Source organism: Ramlibacter sp. (assembly GCF_028291745.1).
In the GTDB taxonomy this organism is placed as follows: Bacteria; Pseudomonadota; Gammaproteobacteria; order Burkholderiales; family Burkholderiaceae_C; genus Ramlibacter.
On sequence record NZ_JAQGNQ010000060.1, the window covers coordinates 1 to 20,095 of the forward strand.

Annotated in this window: 23 protein-coding genes and 1 pseudogene; 15 read left to right on the top strand and 9 right to left on the bottom strand. The window is 68.4% G+C overall.

Annotation, left to right across the window (positions count from 1 at the left end):
• The coding region (locus JWP60_RS10850; protein ID WP_299790517.1) for a DEAD/DEAH box helicase at positions 1–1,294 on the bottom strand (1,294 nt) is incomplete at its 3' end.
• 199 nt (positions 1,295–1,493) lie between these two features.
• Positions 1,494–2,360 carry a neutral zinc metallopeptidase gene (locus JWP60_RS10855; RefSeq protein WP_299790520.1) on the bottom strand — a complete coding sequence of 289 codons (867 nt, stop codon included), beginning with the start codon at positions 2,358–2,360 and terminating at the stop codon, positions 1,494–1,496.
• Between the two features lie 28 nt (positions 2,361–2,388).
• Here JWP60_RS10855 and pcp point away from each other — a divergent pair, with 28 nt between their 5' ends.
• From pcp to JWP60_RS10885, 6 genes are all read left to right on the top strand, one after another.
• Positions 2,389–3,057 carry a pyroglutamyl-peptidase I gene (pcp, locus tag JWP60_RS10860; RefSeq protein ID WP_299790523.1) on the top strand — a complete coding sequence of 223 codons (669 nt, stop codon included), beginning with the start codon at positions 2,389–2,391 and terminating at the stop codon, positions 3,055–3,057.
• 41 nt (positions 3,058–3,098) lie between these two features.
• Positions 3,099–3,950 carry a 3',5'-nucleoside bisphosphate phosphatase gene (locus tag JWP60_RS10865; RefSeq protein ID WP_299790526.1) on the top strand — a complete coding sequence of 284 codons (852 nt, stop codon included), beginning with the start codon at positions 3,099–3,101 and terminating at the stop codon, positions 3,948–3,950.
• A gap of 101 nt (positions 3,951–4,051) precedes the next feature.
• A complete protein-coding gene (locus JWP60_RS10870; RefSeq protein ID WP_299790529.1) occupies positions 4,052–4,687 on the top strand; it encodes an L-threonylcarbamoyladenylate synthase in 636 nt (211 codons plus the stop codon).
• Positions 4,688–4,710: 23 nt separating this feature from the next.
• The gene (locus JWP60_RS10875) at positions 4,711–5,379 is read left to right on the top strand and encodes a site-2 protease family protein (RefSeq protein WP_299790531.1); all 669 of its coding nucleotides are present in this window, start codon (positions 4,711–4,713) and stop codon (positions 5,377–5,379) included.
• Positions 5,380–5,383: 4 nt separating this feature from the next.
• The gene (locus tag JWP60_RS10880; RefSeq protein ID WP_299790533.1) at positions 5,384–6,676 is read left to right on the top strand and encodes a tryptophan--tRNA ligase; all 1,293 of its coding nucleotides are present in this window, start codon (positions 5,384–5,386) and stop codon (positions 6,674–6,676) included.
• Between the two features lie 78 nt (positions 6,677–6,754).
• Complete coding sequence (locus tag JWP60_RS10885; protein WP_299790534.1) at positions 6,755–7,348, top strand: response regulator transcription factor; 594 nt, start codon at positions 6,755–6,757, stop codon at positions 7,346–7,348.
• 24 nt (positions 7,349–7,372) lie between these two features.
• Here the strand turns inward: JWP60_RS10885 and JWP60_RS10890 are convergent, their stop codons facing one another.
• The gene (locus JWP60_RS10890; RefSeq protein WP_299790535.1) at positions 7,373–8,800 is read right to left on the bottom strand and encodes a HAMP domain-containing sensor histidine kinase; all 1,428 of its coding nucleotides are present in this window, start codon (positions 8,798–8,800) and stop codon (positions 7,373–7,375) included.
• A 252-nt stretch (positions 8,801–9,052) separates the two neighbouring features.
• On the opposite strand from JWP60_RS10890, the gene JWP60_RS10895 reads away from it, so the two are divergent.
• The 5 genes and pseudogenes from JWP60_RS10895 (at position 9,053) to JWP60_RS10915 (ending at position 11,377) form a co-directional block, all read left to right on the top strand.
• Positions 9,053–9,250 carry a KGG domain-containing protein gene (locus tag JWP60_RS10895; protein WP_299790560.1) on the top strand — a complete coding sequence of 66 codons (198 nt, stop codon included), beginning with the start codon at positions 9,053–9,055 and terminating at the stop codon, positions 9,248–9,250.
• A gap of 271 nt (positions 9,251–9,521) precedes the next feature.
• Positions 9,522–9,719: pseudogene (locus tag JWP60_RS10900) on the top strand (Ku protein); the annotation flags it as partial.
• A gap of 201 nt (positions 9,720–9,920) precedes the next feature.
• Positions 9,921–10,427, top strand: a complete 507-nt coding sequence (locus tag JWP60_RS10905; protein ID WP_299790536.1) for a hypothetical protein — start codon at positions 9,921–9,923, stop codon at positions 10,425–10,427.
• Between the two features lie 73 nt (positions 10,428–10,500).
• Positions 10,501–10,779: a hypothetical protein gene (locus JWP60_RS10910; RefSeq protein ID WP_299790537.1), complete on the top strand. Its 279-nt coding sequence runs from the start codon at positions 10,501–10,503 to the stop codon at positions 10,777–10,779.
• 451 nt (positions 10,780–11,230) lie between these two features.
• The gene (locus JWP60_RS10915; protein ID WP_299790538.1) at positions 11,231–11,377 is read left to right on the top strand and encodes a hypothetical protein; all 147 of its coding nucleotides are present in this window, start codon (positions 11,231–11,233) and stop codon (positions 11,375–11,377) included.
• Between the two features lie 43 nt (positions 11,378–11,420).
• Here the strand turns inward: JWP60_RS10915 and JWP60_RS10920 are convergent, their stop codons facing one another.
• The 5 genes from JWP60_RS10920 to JWP60_RS10940 form a co-directional block, all read right to left on the bottom strand.
• Positions 11,421–12,602: a CaiB/BaiF CoA-transferase family protein gene (locus JWP60_RS10920; protein WP_299790539.1), complete on the bottom strand. Its 1,182-nt coding sequence runs from the start codon at positions 12,600–12,602 to the stop codon at positions 11,421–11,423.
• Entirely contained in the window at positions 12,602–12,730 is a 129-nt protein-coding gene (locus JWP60_RS10925) for a hypothetical protein (RefSeq protein ID WP_299790540.1), read from the bottom strand. Before JWP60_RS10925 ends, JWP60_RS10920 begins: the two co-directional genes overlap by 1 nt.
• On the bottom strand, positions 12,709–13,059 hold the full coding sequence (locus JWP60_RS10930; RefSeq protein ID WP_299790543.1) for a hypothetical protein: 351 nt from the start codon (positions 13,057–13,059) through the stop codon (positions 12,709–12,711). Before JWP60_RS10930 ends, JWP60_RS10925 begins: the two co-directional genes overlap by 22 nt.
• A 208-nt stretch (positions 13,060–13,267) precedes the next feature.
• Entirely contained in the window at positions 13,268–14,248 is a 981-nt protein-coding gene (locus tag JWP60_RS10935; protein WP_299790546.1) for a tripartite tricarboxylate transporter substrate binding protein, read from the bottom strand.
• 20 nt (positions 14,249–14,268) lie between these two features.
• Positions 14,269–15,426 carry an acyl-CoA dehydrogenase family protein gene (locus JWP60_RS10940; protein ID WP_299790548.1) on the bottom strand — a complete coding sequence of 386 codons (1,158 nt, stop codon included), beginning with the start codon at positions 15,424–15,426 and terminating at the stop codon, positions 14,269–14,271.
• 80 nt (positions 15,427–15,506) lie between these two features.
• Here JWP60_RS10940 and JWP60_RS10945 point away from each other — a divergent pair, with 80 nt between their 5' ends.
• The 4 genes from JWP60_RS10945 to JWP60_RS10960 all read left to right on the top strand — a co-directional run bounded on the left by JWP60_RS10945 (position 15,507) and on the right by JWP60_RS10960 (position 19,594).
• On the top strand, positions 15,507–16,853 hold the full coding sequence (locus JWP60_RS10945) for an MmgE/PrpD family protein (RefSeq protein WP_299790550.1): 1,347 nt from the start codon (positions 15,507–15,509) through the stop codon (positions 16,851–16,853).
• A gap of 4 nt (positions 16,854–16,857) precedes the next feature.
• The gene (locus JWP60_RS10950) at positions 16,858–17,805 is read left to right on the top strand and encodes a D-2-hydroxyacid dehydrogenase family protein (RefSeq protein ID WP_299790552.1); all 948 of its coding nucleotides are present in this window, start codon (positions 16,858–16,860) and stop codon (positions 17,803–17,805) included.
• 101 nt (positions 17,806–17,906) lie between these two features.
• On the top strand, positions 17,907–18,383 hold the full coding sequence (locus JWP60_RS10955; RefSeq protein ID WP_299790554.1) for a MarR family transcriptional regulator: 477 nt from the start codon (positions 17,907–17,909) through the stop codon (positions 18,381–18,383).
• Positions 18,380–19,594 (top strand): multidrug effflux MFS transporter, encoded by a 1,215-nt coding sequence (locus JWP60_RS10960; RefSeq protein ID WP_299790556.1) that lies wholly within the window; start codon positions 18,380–18,382, stop codon positions 19,592–19,594. The genes JWP60_RS10955 and JWP60_RS10960 overlap by 4 nt, the downstream gene beginning before the upstream one ends.
• A 10-nt stretch (positions 19,595–19,604) precedes the next feature.
• Here the strand turns inward: JWP60_RS10960 and JWP60_RS10965 are convergent, their stop codons facing one another.
• A complete protein-coding gene (locus JWP60_RS10965; RefSeq protein WP_299790558.1) occupies positions 19,605–19,943 on the bottom strand; it encodes a DUF202 domain-containing protein in 339 nt (112 codons plus the stop codon).
• Positions 19,944–20,095: the final 152 nt, after the last annotated feature.

The window sequence follows — 20,095 nt, forward strand, 5'->3', positions numbered from 1 at the left end:
CACTGCGCGCGGGCCGCTCGGCAAGCCGTGGCGCCGACACGCCGTCCGGGCGGCGGGTGCGCCGCTCGGATGGCGAGTCGGCGCTGTCGCGCGGCGGGCGCGGCGATCCGTAGGAAGAAGACCCGGACGCCGAGGAAGACGAAGACGGGGTGAAGCCAGCCAGTTCGCCGCGGGCAATGGTCTGCTTGATCAGCTTTTCGATATCGACCAGCAGGCGCTCGTCTTTGTCGGAATACACCGAGATGGCGTCGCCGGAGGCGCCGGCGCGGCCGGTGCGGCCGATCCGGTGCACGTAGTCTTCGGCGTTGTACGGCAAATCGTAGTTGATCACGCACGGCAGGTCGGAGATGTCGAGGCCGCGCGCGGCGACGTCGGTCGCCACCAGCACGTCGATCTCGCCTTTTTTGAACGCGTCCAGCGCGGCCATGCGCTCCTGCTGGGTCTTGTCGCCGTGGATGGCGGTGGCCTTGATGCCGCTCTGTTCGAGGTGGCGCGACAGGCGCGAGGCGCCGATCTTGGTGTTCGAGAACACTAAAACCTGCTTCAGCTGGCGCCCGCGGATCAGGAATTCGACCACTTCGACCTTGTTCGACTCGGCCACCTTGTAGACCACCTGGCTGACCTTGTCGGCGGTCTGGTTGCTGCGCGCGACCTCGATCACCACCGGGTCGTTCAGGAAGCTGTTGGCGAGGCGCTTGATCTCGGGCGAGAAGGTGGCCGAGAACAGCAGCGTGGTGCGCTGCTTGGGCAGGTAGGAGAGGATGCGCTGCAAGTCCGGCAGGAAGCCGATATCGAGCATGCGGTCGGCCTCGTCCAGCACCACGTACTCGACCTGGTTCAGCACCGCGTTCTTCGCCTCGATGTGATCGAGCAGCCGGCCCGGCGTGGCGACCAGCACCTCGACCCCGCGCTTGAGTTCGGCGGTTTGCGGCTTCATGTCCATGCCACCGAACACCACGGCGCTGCGCAGGTTGGTGTGCTTGGCATAAAGCTTGACCTGCTGCGCGACCTGGTCGGCCAGTTCGCGCGTAGGCAGCAGCACGAGTGCCCGGACCGGATGGCGCGCTGGCGAAGTCGAGGAGTTCTCGTGTTTCAGCAGGCGCTGCAGCAGCGGCAGCGAGAACGCGGCGGTCTTGCCGGTGCCGGTCTGGGCAGCGCCCATCACGTCCTTGCCGGTCAGCACCACGGGAATGGCCTGCTCCTGGATCGGCGTCATGGACTCGTAGCCCATCTCGGCCACGGCCCGGGCCAAGGGCTCGGCCAGCGAAAGTTTTGAAAAAGCGAGGTCGGACATTAACCGACTATTCTCGCACTACCGCAAAAACCGTGCCTCGGGGCGCATTTGGGCAGCATCGAAAACCCAAGTATCCGGACGCAGAAGACGCAAAAGTTGCGCAGAACGCGCAGAAGAGACAAGCCCTTGGAAGGCATTTTCTGCGTCTTCTGCGAAACCTCTGCGTCTTCTGCGTCCGGTTGCTGGTCGTTCGACAGCCTCAGAGACTGCGCGTGTTGAACGTATCGCACGCCTTCACGGTGCCCTGCTGCAAGCCCGTGGAGAACCACTTCTGGCGTTGCGCGCTGGTGCCGTGGGTGAAGCTTTCGGGGACGACGGCGCGGCCGGCGCTGGCTTGCAGGGCGTCGTCGCCGATCTTTTGCGCCGCGTTCATGGCCTCCTCGATGTCGCCCTGCTCCAGGATGTTGCGGGCCTTCTGCGCATGGTTCGCCCAGACGCCGGCGAAGCAATCCGCCTGCAATTCGACCCGCACGCTCAGCGCATTGGCCTGCGCCTGCGAGGCGCGCGCGCGGGCCTGGTCCACCTTCTGCGTGATGCCCAGTTCCTGCTGCACGTGATGGCCCACCTCGTGCGCGACGACATAGGCCTGCGCAAAATCGCCCGGCGCCCCCAGGCGATTCTTCAGCGTGTCATAGAAGCTCAGGTCGATGTAGACCTTCTGGTCCGCGGGGCAGTAGAAGGGGCCCATCGCCGCCTGGCCCGCGCCGCAGGCCGTGCGCACCGAGCCGCGGAACAGCACCAGCTTCGGATCGTGATAGGTCGCACCGGCCTGCTTGAAGATGTCGGTCCACACGTCCTCGGTATCGGCCAGCACCGTGGAGACGAACTTCGCGGACTGGTCGTTGGCCGGCGGCGCATGCGCGGGCGCCTGCTGCGTGACCGGGGCGCCGCCGCCCCCCGTCAACATCCCGAGCAGCGTGAGCGGATTCACGCCGAGCACCGCGCCGCCGATCAGGGCGATCACGATGGTGCCGATGCCGATGGTGCCGCCGCCGATGCCGAAGCCGCCGCCACCGGAGCGCTCGTCCTCGACGTTCGAAGACTCACGGTTACCTTCCCAACGCATGCCGATCTCCCTGCTGTAGAGTGACCGCATGCTAGCTGTTCCCAATCCGGCCGTCCGTAGTCCCTTGTCCGTTTTGGTGACAGGCTTCGATCCTTTCGGCGGCAGTCCCGTCAATCCCAGCTGGGACGCCGTGCACGCGCTACACGGCCGGGTGATCGCCGGCCACCGCATCGTCGGCGGTGAGATCCCCACCGTGTTCGGCGCTTCGCTGCACCGCCTGCAGGCGCTCATGGAAGAGCACCAGCCGCGGCTGGTGGTCTGCATGGGCCAGGCGGGCGGGCGGCCTGCCATTTCGCTCGAGCGGGTGGCGATCAACATCAACGATGCCCGCATCCCGGACAACGTGGGCGCGCAGCCGATCGACCTGCCCATCGTGCCCGACGGACCCGCCGCCTACTTCACCTCGCTGCCAATCAAGGCCATGCTGCAGACCCTGCTGGATGCGGGCCTGCGCGCCGAGGTCTCGCAAACGGCAGGCACCTTCGTCTGCAACCAGGCCTTCTACGGCCTGATGCACCTGCTGGGCCAGCCGCGCTGGCAGGGGGTGCGCGGTGGCCTCATCCACGTGCCGTGGCTGCCGGAGCAGGGCCAGCCCTCGATGCGCCTGGCCGAAATCGTGCGCGGGCTGGAGCTGGCGATCGGCTGCGCGCTCGCCACGCGCGAGGACATCCGGAAGGAAGCGGGGGCATTGAACTGACGCAACGGCGCCAGCCCGATGCCGACGCCTAGAATCAGGCCGTGCCCATCCTCAACGCCGACCTGCACTGCCACTCCGTGGTTTCCGACGGCACGCTCGAACCCGAGGTGCTTGCGGCACGCGCCGCGGCCAACGGCGTGGAGCTGTGGGCGCTGACCGACCACGACGAGATCGGCGGCCAGCTGCGCGCGGCCGAGGCCGCCCGGTCGTACGGCATGAAGTACCTCACCGGCACCGAGATCTCGGTCACCTTTGCCGGCGAGACGGTGCACATCGTGGGCCTCGGCTTCGATGCCGGCGACCCGCAGATGCTGCGCGGACTGGAACAGACTCGCGGGGGCCGCGGCCCGCGCGCGCACGAGATCGCCGCCGGCCTGGCGCAGGTGGGCATCAAGGACGCCTATCAAGGCGCGCTGCGCTACGTCGGCAATCCGGAACTGATCTCGCGCACGCACTTCGCGCGCTTCCTGGTCGAGAGCGGCGTGTGCCGCGACACCAGCGAGGTGTTCCGCCGCTATCTCACCGAAGGCAAGCCCGGCTACGTGCCGCACCGCTGGGCCTCGCTGAAGCACGCAGTCGCCTGGATCAGCGATGCCGGTGGCATGGCCGTGATCGCCCACCCGGCGCGCTACAAGTTCACCGCCAACGAGGAGTACGCGCTCTTCACCGAATTCAAGGCGCACGGCGGCCGCGGCGTCGAAGTGGTGACGGGCAGCCACAGCGCGGCGGAAGCGCTGCGCTACGGCGAAGCCGCGCGCGAATACGGCCTGGCCGCCTCGCGCGGCAGCGACTTCCACAGCCCGGACGAGAGCCATACCGACCTCGGCCAGCTGCCTTACCTGCCCGGCACCCTGACGCCGGTTTGGGAGCTGCTGGCCGACCGCATCCAGTGACCGGCGGACGACCTGTCCCTCGCCGGCATCGTCATGATCGCGGTCTGCGGCGCCGCCGGCGCCTGGCTCACCGTGCGCGAACGGCGCGCCGCTGACTGACCATGGCCCAATATTTCGAACTCCACCCCGAGAACCCGCAGCCGCGCCTGTTGAGGCAGGCCGTCGCCATCCTGGTTGGCGGCGGTGTGGTGGCGGTGCCCACCGACTCCAGCTATGCGATCGCCTGCCATCTCGACGACAAGGCAGCGGCCGACCGCCTGCGGCAGATCCGCCGGGTCGACGAGAAGTACCACCTCACGCTGCTGTGCCGCGACCTGAGCGACGTGGCCAATTACGCGCGCGTGGACAACAAACAGTACCGCCTGCTCAAGTCGGCGACACCCGGTCCGTTCACCTTCATCCTCGAGGCGACGCGCGAAGTGCCGCGGCGGGTGAGCCATCCGCAGCGCAAGACGATCGGCCTGCGCGTGCCGGACCACAAGGTGCTGCAGGAACTGCTCGCTCTGCATGGCGCCCCGCTGCTGGCGACGACGCTGATCGGCCCGAGCGAAAGCGAGCCGCTGAACGACCCCGACGAGATCCGGCAGCGCTTCCAGAAAGTGCTGGACGCGGTGATCGGCGCCGGCCCCTGCCCCGATCAGCCGACAACGGTCGTCGACCTCACGCCCATGGGCACGGGCGGCGACGCAGTGCTGGTGCGCCAGGGGCGCGGCGAACTCGCGCTGCTGGGGCTCTGAGGGTCCTCTGAGAGAATCGAACGGTGGAATCCAACAACCTGATCCAGACCATCCTGATCTTCGCGCTGCCGGTGCTGTTCGCGATCACGATCCATGAGGCGGCGCACGGCTACGCGGCCCGCCACTTCGGCGACAACACGGCCTATGTGCTGGGGCGGGTGACGCTCAATCCCCTAAAACACATCGATCCGGTCGGCACCATCCTGATGCCGCTGATGCTGTACTTCGCGACCTCGGGTGCCTTCCTCTTCGGCTATGCGAAGCCGGTGCCGGTGAACTTCGGCCAGTTGCGCCATCCCAAGCGCGATAGCGTGTGGGTGGCGCTTGCCGGTCCGGTCTCGAACTTCGTCCAGGCCATCCTGTGGGGGGCGGTCTTCACCCTGCTGGTGGCGGGTGGCGTCAGCGAGCGCTTCTTCCTGGAAATGGCCAAGGCCGGCGTGCTGGTCAACCTGGTGATGTGGGCCTTCAACCTGTTTCCGCTGCCGCCGCTGGATGGCGGCCGCGTGCTGGTCGGCCTGCTGCCGCCTCGGCCTGCCTATGCGCTGGCGCGCATCGAGCCCTGGGGCTTCTACATCGTGATGGCCCTGGTGCTCACGCACGTGGTCAGCAACCTGTGGCTGAGCCCCCTGATCTCGCTGGGCTATCGCCTGGTGGGCTACGTGCTCACTCCCCTCACCTACCTGCTGAATTGAGAGCATGAGCGCCATCGAACGTTACCTGACCGGCATCACCACCACGGGCACGCCGCACCTGGGCAACTACGTGGGCGCCATCCGGCCCGCGGTGCAGGCCAGCCAGCGCGCGGGCACCGAGAACTTCTACTTCCTGGCCGACTATCACGCGCTGATCAAGTGCGACGAGCCGGCCCGCATCCAGCGCTCCACGCTGGAGATCGCCGCGTGCTGGCTGGCCGCGGGCCTGGATCCGCAGGAGGTGTTCTTCTATCGGCAATCGGACATCCCCGAAATCCCCGAGCTGACCTGGCTGCTCACCTGCGTCACGGGCAAGGGCGTGCTCAATCGCGCGCATGCCTACAAGGCCCAGGTCGACAAGAACACGGCCGCGGGCGTGGACCCCGATGCCGACGTCACCGTGGGCCTGTTCATGTACCCGGTGCTGATGGCCGCGGACATCCTGGTGTTCAAGGCGCACAAGATCCCGGTCGGGCGCGACCAGATCCAGCACATCGAGATGGCACGCGACATGGCGCAGAGCTTCAATCATCTCTATGGCGACCATCTCGTGCTGCCCGAGGCGGCGGTCGACGAATCGGTCGCCCTGCTGCCGGGCCTCGACGGCCGCAAGATGAGCAAGAGCTACGACAACGTGATCGGCCTGTTCGCGCCGCGCGAGCAGGTGAGAAAGCAGATCTTCGCGATCGTCACCGACTCGCGCGCGCCGGGCGAGCCCAAGGCGGTCGAGGGCTCCGCGCTCTTCCAGATCTACCAGGCCTTCGCCTCCGCCGACGAGACGCAGAAACTGCGCCAGTCCTTCGCCGAGGGCATTGCCTGGGCCGACGCCAAGCAGCTGCTGTTCGATCGCATCGACAGCGAAGTCGCGCCCATGCGCGAGCGCTACGAGCACCTGGTGCACCATCCCGAGGAACTCGAGACCATCCTGCAGGCGGGCGCGGCCAAGGCGCGCGAGCGCGCGACGCCGCTGCTACGGGACCTGCGCCACGCAGTGGGCCTGCGCAACCTTGCCACGGTGGCAGGGTCCGGCAAGAAGGACAAGACCAAGTCGGCGCTGCCCGGTTTCAAGCAGTACCGCGAGGCCGACGGGATGTTCTACTTCCGGTTCGTCGACGCGCAGGGCCGCACGCTGCTGCAAAGCACCGGCTTCGTCTCGCCCAAGGATGCGGGGCAATGCATCGCCGAGCTCAAGAGCGGCCTTGCCCTGCCGCACGAGAGCGACGCGCAGCTCGCGCCCGGCATCACTGCCGACCAGGTGCTGGCCGCGCTGAAGGCCCTGTCGGACAACGTAAACTAAGTCGTTAACACCGAGGTTTACGACGATGAAGGCGTATCCTTTGCCGCTCGTTCCCTGGAAATACATTTGTCGAATACCATGACCCTGTACGTCATCGACGATCACCCGCTCATGCGCGAGGCGGTCGTGATGCTTTTGCGCCGCATGCGTCCTGGCGCGGAGGTCGTCGAACTGGAGCGCCTCGGCGGCATCGAAGCCGCCGTCAAGCAGCACGGCGCGCCCGATCTGATCACGCTCGACCTCAAGCTGCCGGACACCACCGGCACCTCGGGCGTGCATGAACTCAAGAAGCTGTTCCCGGAAACGCCGCTGGCGGTGCTCTCCGCATCCCCCTCCGCCGACGCGGAGGAAGCCTGCATCGAGGCCGGGGCCGACATCTACATCGAGAAGTCCTCGGGCGGCCAGGAGATCGGCAACGCGCTGCGCGCGCTGCTGTCCGCCGACGGCCAGTTCGAGGAACTCGCGCCCACCGACAACAAGCTGTCCAAGCGCCAGAAGCAGCTGATCGTCATGCTCGATCGCGGCCTCTCCAACCGCGAGATCGCCGACGAACTCGGGATCAGCGAGCACACCGTGAAGGTGCACCTCTGGCGCCTGTTCCGGCGCCTGGGCGTCAAGAGCCGCACCCAGACCATCCACTTCGCGCGCGTGCACGGCCTGCTGGGCGCGTGATCGTTCCCGGCCAGGGCCTGTGAACTAGAACAGGTGGCCGGCCTCGCCGGCTGCGCGCGCCACGGCGGAGGCCGTGCGTTCCGCCGCCGCGCGCGGATCGGTCGGCAACAGCATCAGCCGGAAGACGGTGCCCTTGCCTACGCGCGAGCGCAGCGTGAGCGAGTGGCCCAGGATGTGCGTGAGGCGCGAGACGATGTAGAGGCCCAGGCCGAAGCCGTCGGAGGTGCCGGCGTGGCTCGGCACCTTGTAGAACTCGCGGAAGATCTCCCGCTGGTGCACCGGCGCGATGCCCGCGCCCGTGTCCCAGATCTCCACGCGCAGGCCCTTGCGGGTTGCGCGCGAGGCGACCAGGATGCCCCCGTGCTGCGTGTACTTCACGGCATTGGAGATCAGGTTGCCGAGGATGCGTTGCAGCAGGATGTGGTCCGACACCGTGGAGCCCGGGCACACGTGCAGCCGGAATTGCAGGCCCTTGGCCTGGGCGAGCGGGCGGTACTGCAGTTCCAGGTCGCGCAGCAGCTTGCCCACGTTGACGGTCTCGATGTTCAGGCGCACCTTGCCGGCATCGAGCCGCGCCAGGTCGAACAGCGAATCGAACAGCTGATTCACCGCCTTGGTGGACTCCACGATCTTGGGCGCCAGTTCGTGCACCAGCTCCGGCTCGGTGCCGAGCCAGTCGGCGTACAGCCCCAGGGCGTGCACCGGCTGGCGGATGTCGTGGGCAGCGCTGGCCAGGAAGCGGTTCTTGATCTCCACGGCCTCGAGCGCGGCCTGCGTCTGGCGCGTCAGCGATTCGATCAGCTGCGTGTTGCGGTACTGCAGCTCGAAATTGCGGCGGTGCGTGTCGTGCAGCACTTGCCCCGCGTGCCTCAGCACGACCCAGAACACCAGCAGCAGTCCGAGCAGGAACCAGTGGTAGATGGGGCCCTGCAGGCGCAACTCGATCACCATGCGCCAGGCCAGCACCGCCAGCGCGGTCGCGGCCAGGGTGTTGAGGTAGGCGCGCATGGTCGCCAGACTCGTCGACAAGGTGTTGATCGAGAACATCGCCACGCCGGCCAGCGACAGCCAGCAGATGAACTGGTCCGAGAGCGAAGAGCGATCGAAGTACAACAGCGTCGTGCCGCCCCAGAGCAGCGCCGACAGCGGCCACACGAGGCGGTAGCGGCGGAAGAAGGCCACGTGTTCGTCAGCGCCTTCGTGCAGCACCTCGCGGTCGTAGCGCCGCAGGATCCACACGCGCCAGCCGGCCACTGCCAGCACCGCCAGCACCCAGGCGGCCAGCCAGACCGGCGAGACGTCGTCGTACAGGAGGCCGACGAAGATCGCCACCAGGATCAGGCCCACCCATTGGGTATCGCGCTGCGTCCGCATCAGGCTGCGAACCAGTTCTCCCTCGACCCAGTGCGCCTCGGCCGATGTCGTCGGCCCCGGGCCCGTCTCCAGATTCATGCCAGCGAGTGTAGTGGGGGCATGTCAACACCTTCCGCGATGGCCCGATCGGAGGAAGGACCTCGCCGACATAGCTAGAGGCGTCGTCCTACAAACCGCACTCATGATTGCACACAGACTCTGCCGTTGCGTTGACCCACGCCCCAGCAACCGGCACAGCGCAAACCTGGACACCTGGCGCTGCCCCAGTTGTTCACAGACCAACCTAGAGAGGACACCATGGATTCCCAAAGCGCCCACGACACCGACAACATGAAGACCGCCGCGACCAAGAAGTCCCTGCGCGGTTTTGCTGCGATGGACCCGCAGCGCCAGCGTGAAATCGCCAGCCTGGGCGGCCGGGCGGCCCACCAGAGCGGTCACGCCCACGAATTCACCAGCGAAGAAGCGCGCGCCGCCGGCAAGAAGCGCCACGCCCGCTCCGGCGAGAGCGACGCCCCCCGCGCCTGAGGCTGCCGGGCGCACGCCCCGCGCGGCGGTCGGGCCACCGCACCGACAGTCCCCGCGCGCAGCGGATCCCGGGATGGTCTGCATGCCATCCCTCCAGGGTCCCGCGGCCATGCCCCGCAACCCACCCAAAACGCCGGCCGAGGCTCACCCCTCGCCGGCGTTTCGCTTTGTGCCGGCTTAGGGGTGACTGCCTACAGGACTGCCGGGGTGCGTCCGACAAGGCGTTCCCCGCCACATTCGCACACTGCACGAAACATTCGCACGCAACTCAATGGCAGATACCAAGGGCATGGCCAGGACGTCCACGCGCTCGCTGTGGCAGGGCGCCATCACGTTCGGGCTGGTCCACATCCCGATCGGCCTCTACTCGGCGACCGAGGAGAGCGACGTCGACTTCGACTGGCTCGACCGCCGCACGATGGATCCGGTGGGCTACAAGCGCGTGAACAAGCGCACCGGCGAGGACGTGACCGAGCTGCTGCGCCGCAGCCTGCGCGGGGCCGCGCCCGCCGCGCCAGCGCCACCCCGCAAGACCGCGGCCAAGGCCAGCGCGTCGGCCGCCAGGAAATCCCCGGCCAGCGCCAAGCGCGCCGCGGCCCCAGCCGGGACTGCCGCCAAGTCGGCCAGCGGCAGCCGCGCCCGACGCGCGGCCTGAACCGGAAGCCGAGCCATGGACAACACCACCTACCTCGCCGGCTGCCTTTCTGCCGCACTGCTGGTCATCGGCGTTCTCAGCTGGCTGCTGGCGCGCTACCGCAGGCGCAATGACGAGCGCCGCGTGCAGGCGCAGGAACTGCTGCAGTCCTTGCAACGCTATTCCGAATGGGTCTGCGCGCAGCGGCTCGCCGCGGTGTTCCAGGGCGAAGGAGCGGAAGCGGCCGCCGCCCTCGACCGGGCCTGCACCATTCGCCAGGCCTGCTTTTCCGAGCTGTCCGGCGACATGGCCGAACTGCTGGCGGTGCACAACCGCCTGATCAACTTCCTGGGCACCCAGCAGGCGCTGTGGCTGCGCGACCCGGAACACTGGCTGGAGTCCGAGCACGACAAGCGTTTCATGGCGCTCTGGCGGCAGCACCGCTCCACCTTGCAGGCGCTGCTGGACAAGCTGGAGAAGGCGGCCAGCGTGCGCATCCGACCCGCGACGACGCCGCGCCGGGGTCAGTCCACCTACGCATGAAATCACGCAGCGCGAGCCCCAGGCGACTCCGCTGCCGGCGGGCTGAGCTTAGGATGGCGGCCCGGCCCCATCCATGAAACGCAGCACCCGACTCTTCGCCGCTGCCGCCATCGCGGCCGTGCTGCTGCTCGCGCTGTCGCTCTACCTGCACTCCTGGGGCGGCCCCGCGCTGGTGGCCGTGGCCGCGGGCGGTTACGCCTGGTACCGCACGCAGGTGGCGCGCGGGCAGTCCGGCGACCACTTCTTCAACGATCTCGGCGAGGAGACGCGGCTCACCGGCTTCCAGGGCGGCTCGCCCAGCGAGATGCCGTCCGACCGGCCGCTTCCCGGCGAGAAGCCACCGCCGGCCTGAAGCTCTCGGCGCGCCCGAAGCCAGGGCCTCCGCGACTTCCTTCACGCCCGGGCCCGTTGCTCGGGATGAGCGGCGGCGGCCCGACGGCCGAGCGGCCTTGGCAAGCACCTTCGTTCCGGCGATACTTCTTGAAACAGGTTTCAGAAAGACGCGGGAATAAGCGCACTGGAATCGCCGGCTCGCCGGTACCGGATTCGAAGGGGTGGTTGGGGAAAAGAGTAGTTCCGGGTGTCGTTGGGTTGGACCTTGATGCAAGCAAGGTCCACTGGGGAAGCCCCGCGCAAGCGGGGCTTTTTTTTTGCCTGCTCGCTTCTGCCGGACCGAAACTAGTTGTAATTTCTCTCGCAAACAGGGAATAATCGGCAAAAACCCGCCGGGAGATTCAACAATGCGATTGACTGTTTGCAATTGTCGCGCAGAGAACTACCAGCGCGCGCAGCGAAAATGGTGGATGCGGCCGCTGTGGAGCCGCCGCCTTTACCACTGCCGGGCTTGCGGCGAGATGCTGTTCATCCCGCCCACCGAGGTCTTGTTCCGGCGGGCCGAGGAAAAAGCCGTGCACCTGGGCAACGACACGCCGGCGACGGCGGCGGGTTGAAGCAGGCCCGATCCGACTACGCTGAGATCGCTGCCAGGCGCCCTCAGATCGCTCCCGCGGCACGCAAGGCCGCAATCGCCGCGTCGTCCCGGCCCAGCTCACGCAGGATCGCTTCGGAGTGCTGGCCCACGGCCGGCACCGCCTCCATGCGGTACTCGAAGTCGCTGTGCGCGCCCGGCGGCAACAAGGCCTGCACCGGCCCCTGGGGCGTATCGACACTGCGGTAGCGCTCGCGGGCCTGCAGTTGCGGATGCGACCACATGTCGCCCACCGTATTCACGTGCGCATTGGCGATCCGGGCCTCTTCGAGACGCGCGATCACCTGCGCGGCGCTCAGCGGCTGGAAGGCCGTGAGGATCAGTGCCCTGAGTGCTTCGCGGTGTTCGCTGCGCCCGGCGTTGGTAGCGAAGCGCGCATCGCTGGCCAGCGCCGGCTGCAGCAGCACCTTCTCGCAAAACACCTTCCACTCGCGTTCGTTCTGCAATCCGAGCATCACCGTGCGGCCGTCGCCCGCCTCGAACGGACCATAGGGATAGATCGTCGCGTGCGCGGCGCCACTGCGCTGCGGCGGCGGCGCACCCTCGTAGGCGTAGTACATCGGAAATCCCATCCACTCGCCCAGCGCCTCCAGCATCGAAACATCGATGTGCGAGCCGCGGCCCGTGCGCTGCCGCTGCAGCAGTGCGGCCAGGATATTGCTGTACGCGTACATGCCCGCGGCGATATCTGCGATGGAATTGCCGGACTTGCACGGCTCCTGCGCCGTGCCGGTGACGGACAGGAATCCGGCCTCGCTCTGGATCAGGAGGTCGTACGCCTTCTTGTCGCGGTAAGGGCCGTCGTTGCCATAGCCCGAGATGTCGCACACCACCAGGCGCGGGTGGGTCTCGCGCAATTGCTCGTACGCGAGTCCCATGCGCTCGGCGGCGCCGGGCGCGAGGTTCTGCACCAGCACGTCGGCCCCTGCCAGCAAGTCCGACAGGACCTGCAGTGCCTGCGCTTGCTTCAGGTCCAGCGTGAGGCTTTCCTTGGAGCGGTTCACCCACACGAAATGCGAAGACTGGCCCTTCACGCGCTGGTCGTAGTCACGCGCGAAGTCGCCGCCGCCCGGCCGCTCCACCTTGATCACGCGTGCGCCGAGGTCCGCCAACTGGCGCGTGCAGAACGGAGCGGCAATCGCGTGTTCCAGCGAAACGACGGTGATGCCGTCCAGGGGCCGCGGCATCAGGAACTCGCGGGCAAGCCGAGCAGGGGCCCGGCGACGTGCGAGTAGATCGGCGTGGTCGAGATCGCCGCCACCTGGCATGCCTCCGGCGCGGTGATCGTGATGTTCACCGCGGCAGCGACTTGCATTTGAGACGCAGCGCCGCGGCGCATCGGCGGTGCTGCTCGCAGGCCGGTTGCAGTTCGTGCCGGTCCACGGCGCGCCTGTCGTTCGTCTGCTGCCACAGCGCGTGCACGAGTTCCGTATGCGCGATCAGGAGCGCGACGAATTGCACCGAGAGCGTGGGCAGGGCGGCGGCGTAGCGGCGCACCGCCTCGATACCCTCGCTGACGGCGCGGTACTGCTCCATGTCGGGCCAGGCGGCAAGCAGGAGATCGACCTCCTGCTCGTAGGATTCGACGGCGGCGACCAGTTGGAAGGCGATCGCGTCAAGCTGGGGTTGATCGTGTGCGGACATGGAGATTGTGAAAGCGGGCCCTGAATGACCGAAGCTGCGTCCCGTTGTTTCGCAATTGTGAAGCCTCGGACCGTTCCGCGCAGGGGTCCGCGCACAAATCCACGCATACGAACGGCGTGTTGGCATGCCAACGATCCGATCGCTGCTGCAATGTCCGGATTCGCACATTGCAGCCGGCGCGCAGCGCGCCGCATTGCCATGCAGGCGCTCAATCGAGCGTAAGGTTGATTGAGCGAATCAACTTGCCGTAGTCGGCATGTTCGCGCGCCAGGTAGGCAGCGAATTCCGTGGGCGTGCTGCCGACCACCACCGCGCCCTGCGACATCAACTTGTCGCGCAGATCCGGCGCGGCGAGTGCCCGCACCACCTCGCGCTGCAGGCGCGCGACGATTTCCGGCGGCGTGTGCGCCGGCGCCAGCAGCCCGCTCCAGGAGTTGACCTCCACGCCGGGGAAGCCCGCCTCGGCCATCGTGGGCACGTCGGGCAATTGCGGCAGGCGCTGCGGTGCGGCGACGGCCAGCGCGCGCAGCCGGCCCGAGGTGAAATAGGGCACCGAGGACAGCGAGGTCATGAAGCCCATCGAGATCTGGCCGCCAATGAGGTCGCTCAGGGCCGGCGCGGCTCCCTTGTAGGGAATGTGGATCAGCTTGATGGCCGCCTTCTGCTGCAGCAGTTCGCCGGCCAGGTGCTGCGAGCCGCCCGGGCCGGAGGACGAGAAACTCAGTTTGCCGGGCTGCTGCTTCGCTGCCGCAACCAGTTCCGCGAGCGTCTTGTACGAGTCGGGCCGGACCGCGAGGATGCACGGCGCGGACATCACCTGGCTGATCGGTTCGAAGCTTTTCTGCACGTCGTACTTCAGGCCCTTGTACAGGTGGCCGTTGATCGCGATCGGCGCCGCCGCCATCAACAGCGTATAGCCGTCCGGCGCGGCCGCAGCGACGATCTCGGACGCCAGGTTCGAACCCGCACCCGGCCGGTTCTCCACGATGAAGGGCTGCCCCCAGGCCGCCTGCAGCTTGGCGCCGACGAGCCGCGCTGCGAGGTCCGTCGGGCCGCCGGCGCTGAAGCCGACCACGATCTTCACCGGCGCGTTGGGATACTCAGATGCCTGCGCCGCGGCGCGCGTGATCCAGCCGCCGCCCAGCAGCGCCGCGCTTGCGGCCAGGGCCTGTCTCCGGTTGCACTCCATCTTGTCTCCTTGCCAGGGCTTCAGGTGCCCCGGGCTGCGCGTTGCGAAAAGCTGCGGCCGAACACGCCTTCGGCGATCCGGTTCTTGAGGATCTCGATGGACCCGCCGGCAATCATCCAGCCGCGCGTGCGGCGCACGCAGTACTCCACCAGGCTGTCCTGGCTATAGCCGGTGGCGCCCATCGCCTGCAGCGCGTCATTGGCAACCTCGAAGCCGGCGAGGTTGCACGCGAGCTTGGCCATGGCACTGGCTTGCGGATCGGGCAGGCCCTGGTCGGTTTCAACGGCGGCCTTGTACAGCAGCAGTTGCGCCGACTCCAGCTTCAATGCCATCTCGGCGAACTTCCATTGCAGGCCCTGGAACTCGCACAGGGCCCGGCCGAACTGCTTGCGCAGCAGCACGTGCTCGCGTGCCAGGTTGAAGGCAAGCCGGCCGAGTGCCAGCGAGCGCGCCGCATTGCCCAGGCGCTCCACGTTGAAGCCCGCCATCTGCTTCTTGAAGCCGCCCGCACCCAGCAGCACGTTGCCGGCGGGAATGCGGCAGCCCTCGAAATAAAGCGGGCACCACTGCTCGCCGCTCATGAAAGCCGATGGCGCGCCGATGCGAAAGCCCGGCGTGCCGCGTTCGACCAGCACCGAGCCGATGCCGTTCAGGCCGGGCCCGAAGCGCACGTACACGAGGAACAGCGAGGCATGCGGGCTGTGGGTGGAAAACACCTTGCTGCCAGCGAGCACGAAAGCGTCGCCATCGGCCTTTGCGGAGGTGGTGAGCTCGGTCACCGCGGAGCCGGCTTCGGGTTCGCTCATGCCCAGCGAGATCACCTGCTCGCCACTGAGCAGGCCAGGCAGCCAGCGCGCCTTCTGCGCCGCGCTTGCATATTCGACGAAGGTGCGGATCGGCCCGAAGTTGCCGGCCTGCACGACGTCCGCGCTCTTGGGGCAGGCCAGCGCCACCTCCTGGATGGCGAGCACCGCGTGCAGCAGCGAGCCGCCCTGCCCGCCGTCTTCCTCCGCGAACGGGATTCCCAGCAGGCCCTGGCCGGCCAGCAGGCGGGCGATGTCGGCCGGATACTCCGGCGAATGGGCGCGCTGCAAGGCACCGGGCGCAAGCCGGTCGCGTGCGAAGCGCCGCACGGATTCGGCAAAGGCCGCGTGTTCCTCGGAAAGACGGAAGTCCATGCTGTGCTGCACTGCGAAAGCAGCGAGCTTCCGCGTTTCCGGCCGCGGCCTGGGCTATCGTTATCCCTGAAAGGGCCGCCATGATCGTCGACGAACTTGCCCGTTACGCTGTCTTCGAGGCCAGGCGCCCCCTACCGCCGGAAGTGGCGCACCACGCCAAACGCGCCGTGGTCGACTGGTTCGCGGCGCTCTTTCCGGGCATCGCTGCGGCGCCCGGCCCGCAATTGATGAAGGCGCATGCGGGGGAGCTCGGTCATGGTCGCTCCAGCCTGCCCGGTCAGCGCACGCATGCCTTCCCCGGCACGGCCGCGTGGATCAACGGCAGCATCTCGCACGCGGTGGAATTCGACGACATCTTCCGCGACGCCGTCTACCACCCGGGCTGCCCCACGATCGCCGCGGCACTGGCAGTTGCCGAGGACCGCGTCGCCAGCGGTGCCGACCTGCTGAAAGCGATCACCATCGGCTACGAAATCTCCACGCGCATCGGCGCCGCCGTGCAGCCTTCGCACTATCGCTTCTTCCACACGACCGGCACGGTGGGCTGCTTCGGCAGCGCCGCGGCGGCCGCGGCACTCGCCGCCCCCGGTGAAGCGCAAGCGATGCGGCATGCGCTGGCCACCGCGGCCTCCATGGCGGCGGGCCTGCAACAAGCCTTCCGCTCGGACGCGATGACCAAGGCCCTGCATGCGGGCCACGCCGCCTGGGTGGGCGTCAGCGCGGGCGTCGGCGCTGCAGCCGGACTCACCGGCGCGCCCGACGTGCTGGAAGGCGAGGCCGGATTCGGCGCCGCGCTCGCTTGCGATCCCCAGTGGGCGCGCGCAACCGAGGGCCTGGGCAGCCGCTACAACATCATGGCGATCACGCAGAAGAATCACGCGTGCTGTGGCCACACCTTCGCGGCGATCGACGCCATGCTGGAACTGCGCGCGCAGCACGCGATCGATGCAGCGCAGGTGGAGCAGATCGAGGTGGCCACCTATCGCGCAGCGTTGGACGTGGCGGGCAATCCCGAGCCGCGCACCGTCTTCGAGGCGAAGTTCAGCCTGCCTTACGTCGTGTGCCGCGCCCTGCTCTCCGGCGCGGTGCGGCTGGGCGCTTTCGAGCCGGCCCAACTCGCCGATCCCACGGCACGCGCGCTCATGCGCAAGGTGCGGCTGGTGGCCGACCCGCAGCTGAGTGCCGGCTTCCCGGGCATGCGCGCCGCCCGCGTCACCCTCACCCTGCGCGACGGCCGCGTGCTGCAGCACTTCGCACCCTATCGCAAAGGCGACCCGGAGGCGCCGCTTTCGGACGCCGAACTCGATGACAAGTTCGCGGAACTCGCCGGCCCGGTGATCGGCAGCGAGGCCGCCGCCACCTTGCTGCGCAGCCTGTGGGCGCTCGAGCGCCTGCCGCTCGGCGCCCTTCACCTGCAGGAACTTTGACGCCATGGCCGACTTCCGCATCGCCGTGCTCGACGACTACCAGCACGTCGCGCTCACCCTCGCCGATTGGTCGCCGGTGCAGGCGCAAGCGGAGGTCGTCGTCTTCGATCGCCACCTGAGCGAAGACGAAGCGGCGAAGCAGCTGCACGGCTTCGACGCCCTGTGCCTGATGCGCGAACGCATGGCGATGCCGCGCCGGCTGCTAGAGCGGCTGCGGCGCCTGAAGCTGATCTGCATCACCGGCGGCAAACACCGCACCCTGGACGAAGACGCTGTGCGCGAACGTGGCATCAAGCTGCTCGCCGCCAGCGGCTCGGAGACGGGAGCGAGCGCCACCAGCGAGCTGGCCTGGGGCCTGATCCTCGCGTGGATGCGGCGGATCCCGCAAGAAGCGCAGGCGATGCGCGAGGGCGGCTGGCAGACGCAGTGCGGCAGCGTGCTGCGCGGCAAGACGCTGGGGCTGGTCGGCCTGGGCAAGCTGGGACGGCAGATGGTGCCGGTGGCCCAGGCCTTCGGCATGCAGGTGCGCGCCTGGAGCCAGAACCTCACCCCCGAGGCGGCGGCAGCGGCCGGTGCGCAGTACACGTCCAAGGAAGACCTGTTCATCATCAGCGACATCGTCAGCCTGCACCTGGTGCTGGGCGAGCGCAGCCGCGGCATCGTCACGCGCGCCGACCTCGCACGCATGCGGCCGCACGCCTTGCTGGTCAACACGGCGCGCGCCGGCCTGGTGGACCAGGACGCGCTGTACGAGGCCCTGGCGCAAGGCCGCATCGGCGGCGCCGCGCTGGACGTCTTCGACGAGGAGCCGCTGCCGCCCGACGACCGCTTGCGCACGCTGGACAAGGTCGTGCTCACCCCGCACCTGGGCTATGCCGCCCGGGAACAGATGCGCGGCTACCAGCAGAACACGGTGCGCCACCTCGTGGATTACCTGGCCGGCGCACGCTGACGCGCAGACTTTCACGCTATTGCGGCCCACCGTGCCGCGCGGGCGGCGGAAATACAGGGGCTCGTCGATAATTGGGTTCCCAAGCAATTCGAACCGTCACCATGCCGACCCGTTCCGAGCAGGTGCGCGAATCCTTCGTCGCCCTGATGTCCCAGACCACGCGCCAATGGCGCCGGGTGCTGGATGAAGCGCTGCAGCCGCTCGGGCTGACCCAGGCCACCTGGCTGGCGCTGCTGCACATCGCCCGCGCGCCGCAGCCGCCGCGGCAGAAGGACCTGGCCGCTTCCCTGGTGCTGGACACCTCCTCGCTGGTGCGCGTGCTCGATGCGCTGCAGGTGGCCGGCTACATCGAGCGCCTGGAGCACACCGACCGCCGTGCCAAGACCATCCACCTCACCGCCTTCGGGCAGGAGACGGTGGCGCAGGTGGAACAGGTGGCACGCGCGACCCGGCGGCGCCTGCTGGCGGGCATCCCGCAGGCCGACCTGGAGACGGCCCATGCGGTGGTGAGCCGCATCGCGCAGGCCCTGGAAGAAACGCTGCGCGCCGGCGACAGCGACGAGGGGCGCGCCGGATGACCAACACCCGCCAGACCCTGGCCCCGCCCATGTGGCTGCTGGTGCTGATCACCATCAGCGGCACGATGGCCATGCACATGTTCGTGCCGGCGCTGCCCGATGCGGCGCGCGCCCTGGGCAGCACCACCGGCCAGATGCAGATGGCCATCAGCATCTACATCATCGGCCTGGCCGCCGGCCAGCTTTGCTACGGCCCCTTGTCCGATGCGCTCGGTCGGCGGCCCCTGCTCATGACGGGCCTGGCGCTCTACACCGCCGGCGGCGTCGCGGCAGCCTGCGCGCCCAACCTGGGAATGCTGCTGGGCGCGCGCCTGGTGCAGGCGCTCGGTGGCTGCGCCGGCCTGGCGCTCGGGCGCGCCATCGTGCGCGACACCACGAGCAGCGAGTCGGCGATCCGCGAACTTGCGTTGCTGAACCTGATGATCATGATCGGCCCCGGCCTGGCCCCGGTGGTCGGCGGCGCCGTCTCCGCCGCCGCGGGCTGGCGCGCGATCTTCGTGCTGCTGGCCATCGCTGGCGCGGCCACGCTCGTGTTCACCTGGCGGCTGTTGCCGGAGACGGCGCGACCAAGCGGGCGCCTCGGCATGCAGACCCTGGTGGGCGACTACCGCGCGCTCCTGTCCTCGCCGCGCTTCGTCGGCTTCGCCTTGGGCGGCGGCTCGGCGACCACCTGCGTGTACGCCTTCCTCTCGGCCGCGCCCTTCATCTTCATCAACCAACTGCACGAACCGGTGCATCGCGTCGGCATGTACTCGGGCCTGATGGTGCTGGGCATGGCGGCGGGCAATGGCCTGACCAGCATGCTGGCGCGGCGGGTCGCGGCGGCGCGCCTGCTGCGGGTGGGCAACACCCTGAGCCTGGCCAGCGGCCTCGTGCTGCTGGCGATCGTGCTGACCGGCCACCTCACGCTGCTGACCACCCTGGGCGTGATGCTGTTCTTCACCTGCGGCTGCGGCATGACCAGCCCTTCGGCGCTGGCGAAGGCCGTGAGCGTGAATCCGCGGCTGACGGGATCGGCCGCCGGTCTCTATGGCTGCACGCAGATGACCATCGGCGCGATCTGCACCGCGGCCGCCGCCAGTGGCCGCGACCCGGCCCTGTCCGCGACCATCGTCATGGTCGTGGCGACCGCGCTGGCGCAGCTTGCCTTCACGGTCGCACTGGCCAGCGAGCGCCGGCTGGAGCGAGAGCAAGCTGAACGCGCGAGCTGAATCGCGCCACTCACAGCACCATAGACCACAGCGCGCATCCCGCAGCGGCCAGCACCGTGAGGGTGGCGATGGCCAGCAGCCCCTGGCCCGGCGCCGCGGGCGCGGCGCTGGCAAGTTGCCGGTGCCGCAGCACGCTGGCACCGGTCAGCAACAGCGCGAAGCCGGCGAGCAGGCCGCCGGCCAGCATCAGCGGCCGCGCCTGGCTGGCGATGCCGGTGCGCGCGACGAGAATGGCGTTGACTGTCATGGCCAGGGCGGTGCGCCGCCAGGCGAGCGCGGTGCGTTCGGGCTGCAGGCCGGGGTCGCGCGGCTGGTAATCCGGCTCGCGCCCTTCCTGCTGCCAGGCCATGGATTCTCCAAAGACAAAAGATTTTCCGGAATGTATCGCGGCCAGCGCCGTTTGTTCAGGCCGGCAAGGGCACCGTGAGCGGATCGTACGAATACAGCCAGCCGGCGCGGCTCTTCGTCAGGTCCTTCTGCAGGAAGGCGGCGCGCATCTCG

Coding starts and splice junctions, on each gene's coding strand:
- JWP60_RS10930 (WP_299790543.1), bottom strand. CDS start 13,059: ATGTCCGCACACGATCAACCCCAGCTTGACGCGATCGCCTTCCAACTG.
- pcp (WP_299790523.1), top strand. CDS start 2,389: ATGCTAGCTGTTCCCAATCCGGCCGTCCGTAGTCCCTTGTCCGTTTTG.
- JWP60_RS10945 (WP_299790550.1), top strand. CDS start 15,507: ATGATCGTCGACGAACTTGCCCGTTACGCTGTCTTCGAGGCCAGGCGC.
- JWP60_RS10905 (WP_299790536.1), top strand. CDS start 9,921: ATGGACAACACCACCTACCTCGCCGGCTGCCTTTCTGCCGCACTGCTG.
- JWP60_RS10935 (WP_299790546.1), bottom strand. CDS start 14,248: ATGGAGTGCAACCGGAGACAGGCCCTGGCCGCAAGCGCGGCGCTGCTG.
- JWP60_RS10870 (WP_299790529.1), top strand. CDS start 4,052: ATGGCCCAATATTTCGAACTCCACCCCGAGAACCCGCAGCCGCGCCTG.
- JWP60_RS10895 (WP_299790560.1), top strand. CDS start 9,053: ATGAAGACCGCCGCGACCAAGAAGTCCCTGCGCGGTTTTGCTGCGATG.
- JWP60_RS10960 (WP_299790556.1), top strand. CDS start 18,380: ATGACCAACACCCGCCAGACCCTGGCCCCGCCCATGTGGCTGCTGGTG.
- JWP60_RS10955 (WP_299790554.1), top strand. CDS start 17,907: ATGCCGACCCGTTCCGAGCAGGTGCGCGAATCCTTCGTCGCCCTGATG.
- JWP60_RS10855 (WP_299790520.1), bottom strand. CDS start 2,360: ATGCGTTGGGAAGGTAACCGTGAGTCTTCGAACGTCGAGGACGAGCGC.
- JWP60_RS10950 (WP_299790552.1), top strand. CDS start 16,858: ATGGCCGACTTCCGCATCGCCGTGCTCGACGACTACCAGCACGTCGCG.
- JWP60_RS10920 (WP_299790539.1), bottom strand. CDS start 12,602: ATGCCGCGGCCCCTGGACGGCATCACCGTCGTTTCGCTGGAACACGCG.
- JWP60_RS10915 (WP_299790538.1), top strand. CDS start 11,231: ATGCGGCCGCTGTGGAGCCGCCGCCTTTACCACTGCCGGGCTTGCGGC.
- JWP60_RS10925 (WP_299790540.1), bottom strand. CDS start 12,730: ATGCAAGTCGCTGCCGCGGTGAACATCACGATCACCGCGCCGGAGGCA.
- JWP60_RS10885 (WP_299790534.1), top strand. CDS start 6,755: ATGACCCTGTACGTCATCGACGATCACCCGCTCATGCGCGAGGCGGTC.
- JWP60_RS10965 (WP_299790558.1), bottom strand. CDS start 19,943: ATGGCCTGGCAGCAGGAAGGGCGCGAGCCGGATTACCAGCCGCGCGAC.
- JWP60_RS10890 (WP_299790535.1), bottom strand. CDS start 8,800: ATGAATCTGGAGACGGGCCCGGGGCCGACGACATCGGCCGAGGCGCAC.
- JWP60_RS10910 (WP_299790537.1), top strand. CDS start 10,501: ATGAAACGCAGCACCCGACTCTTCGCCGCTGCCGCCATCGCGGCCGTG.
- JWP60_RS10940 (WP_299790548.1), bottom strand. CDS start 15,426: ATGGACTTCCGTCTTTCCGAGGAACACGCGGCCTTTGCCGAATCCGTG.
- JWP60_RS10880 (WP_299790533.1), top strand. CDS start 5,384: ATGAGCGCCATCGAACGTTACCTGACCGGCATCACCACCACGGGCACG.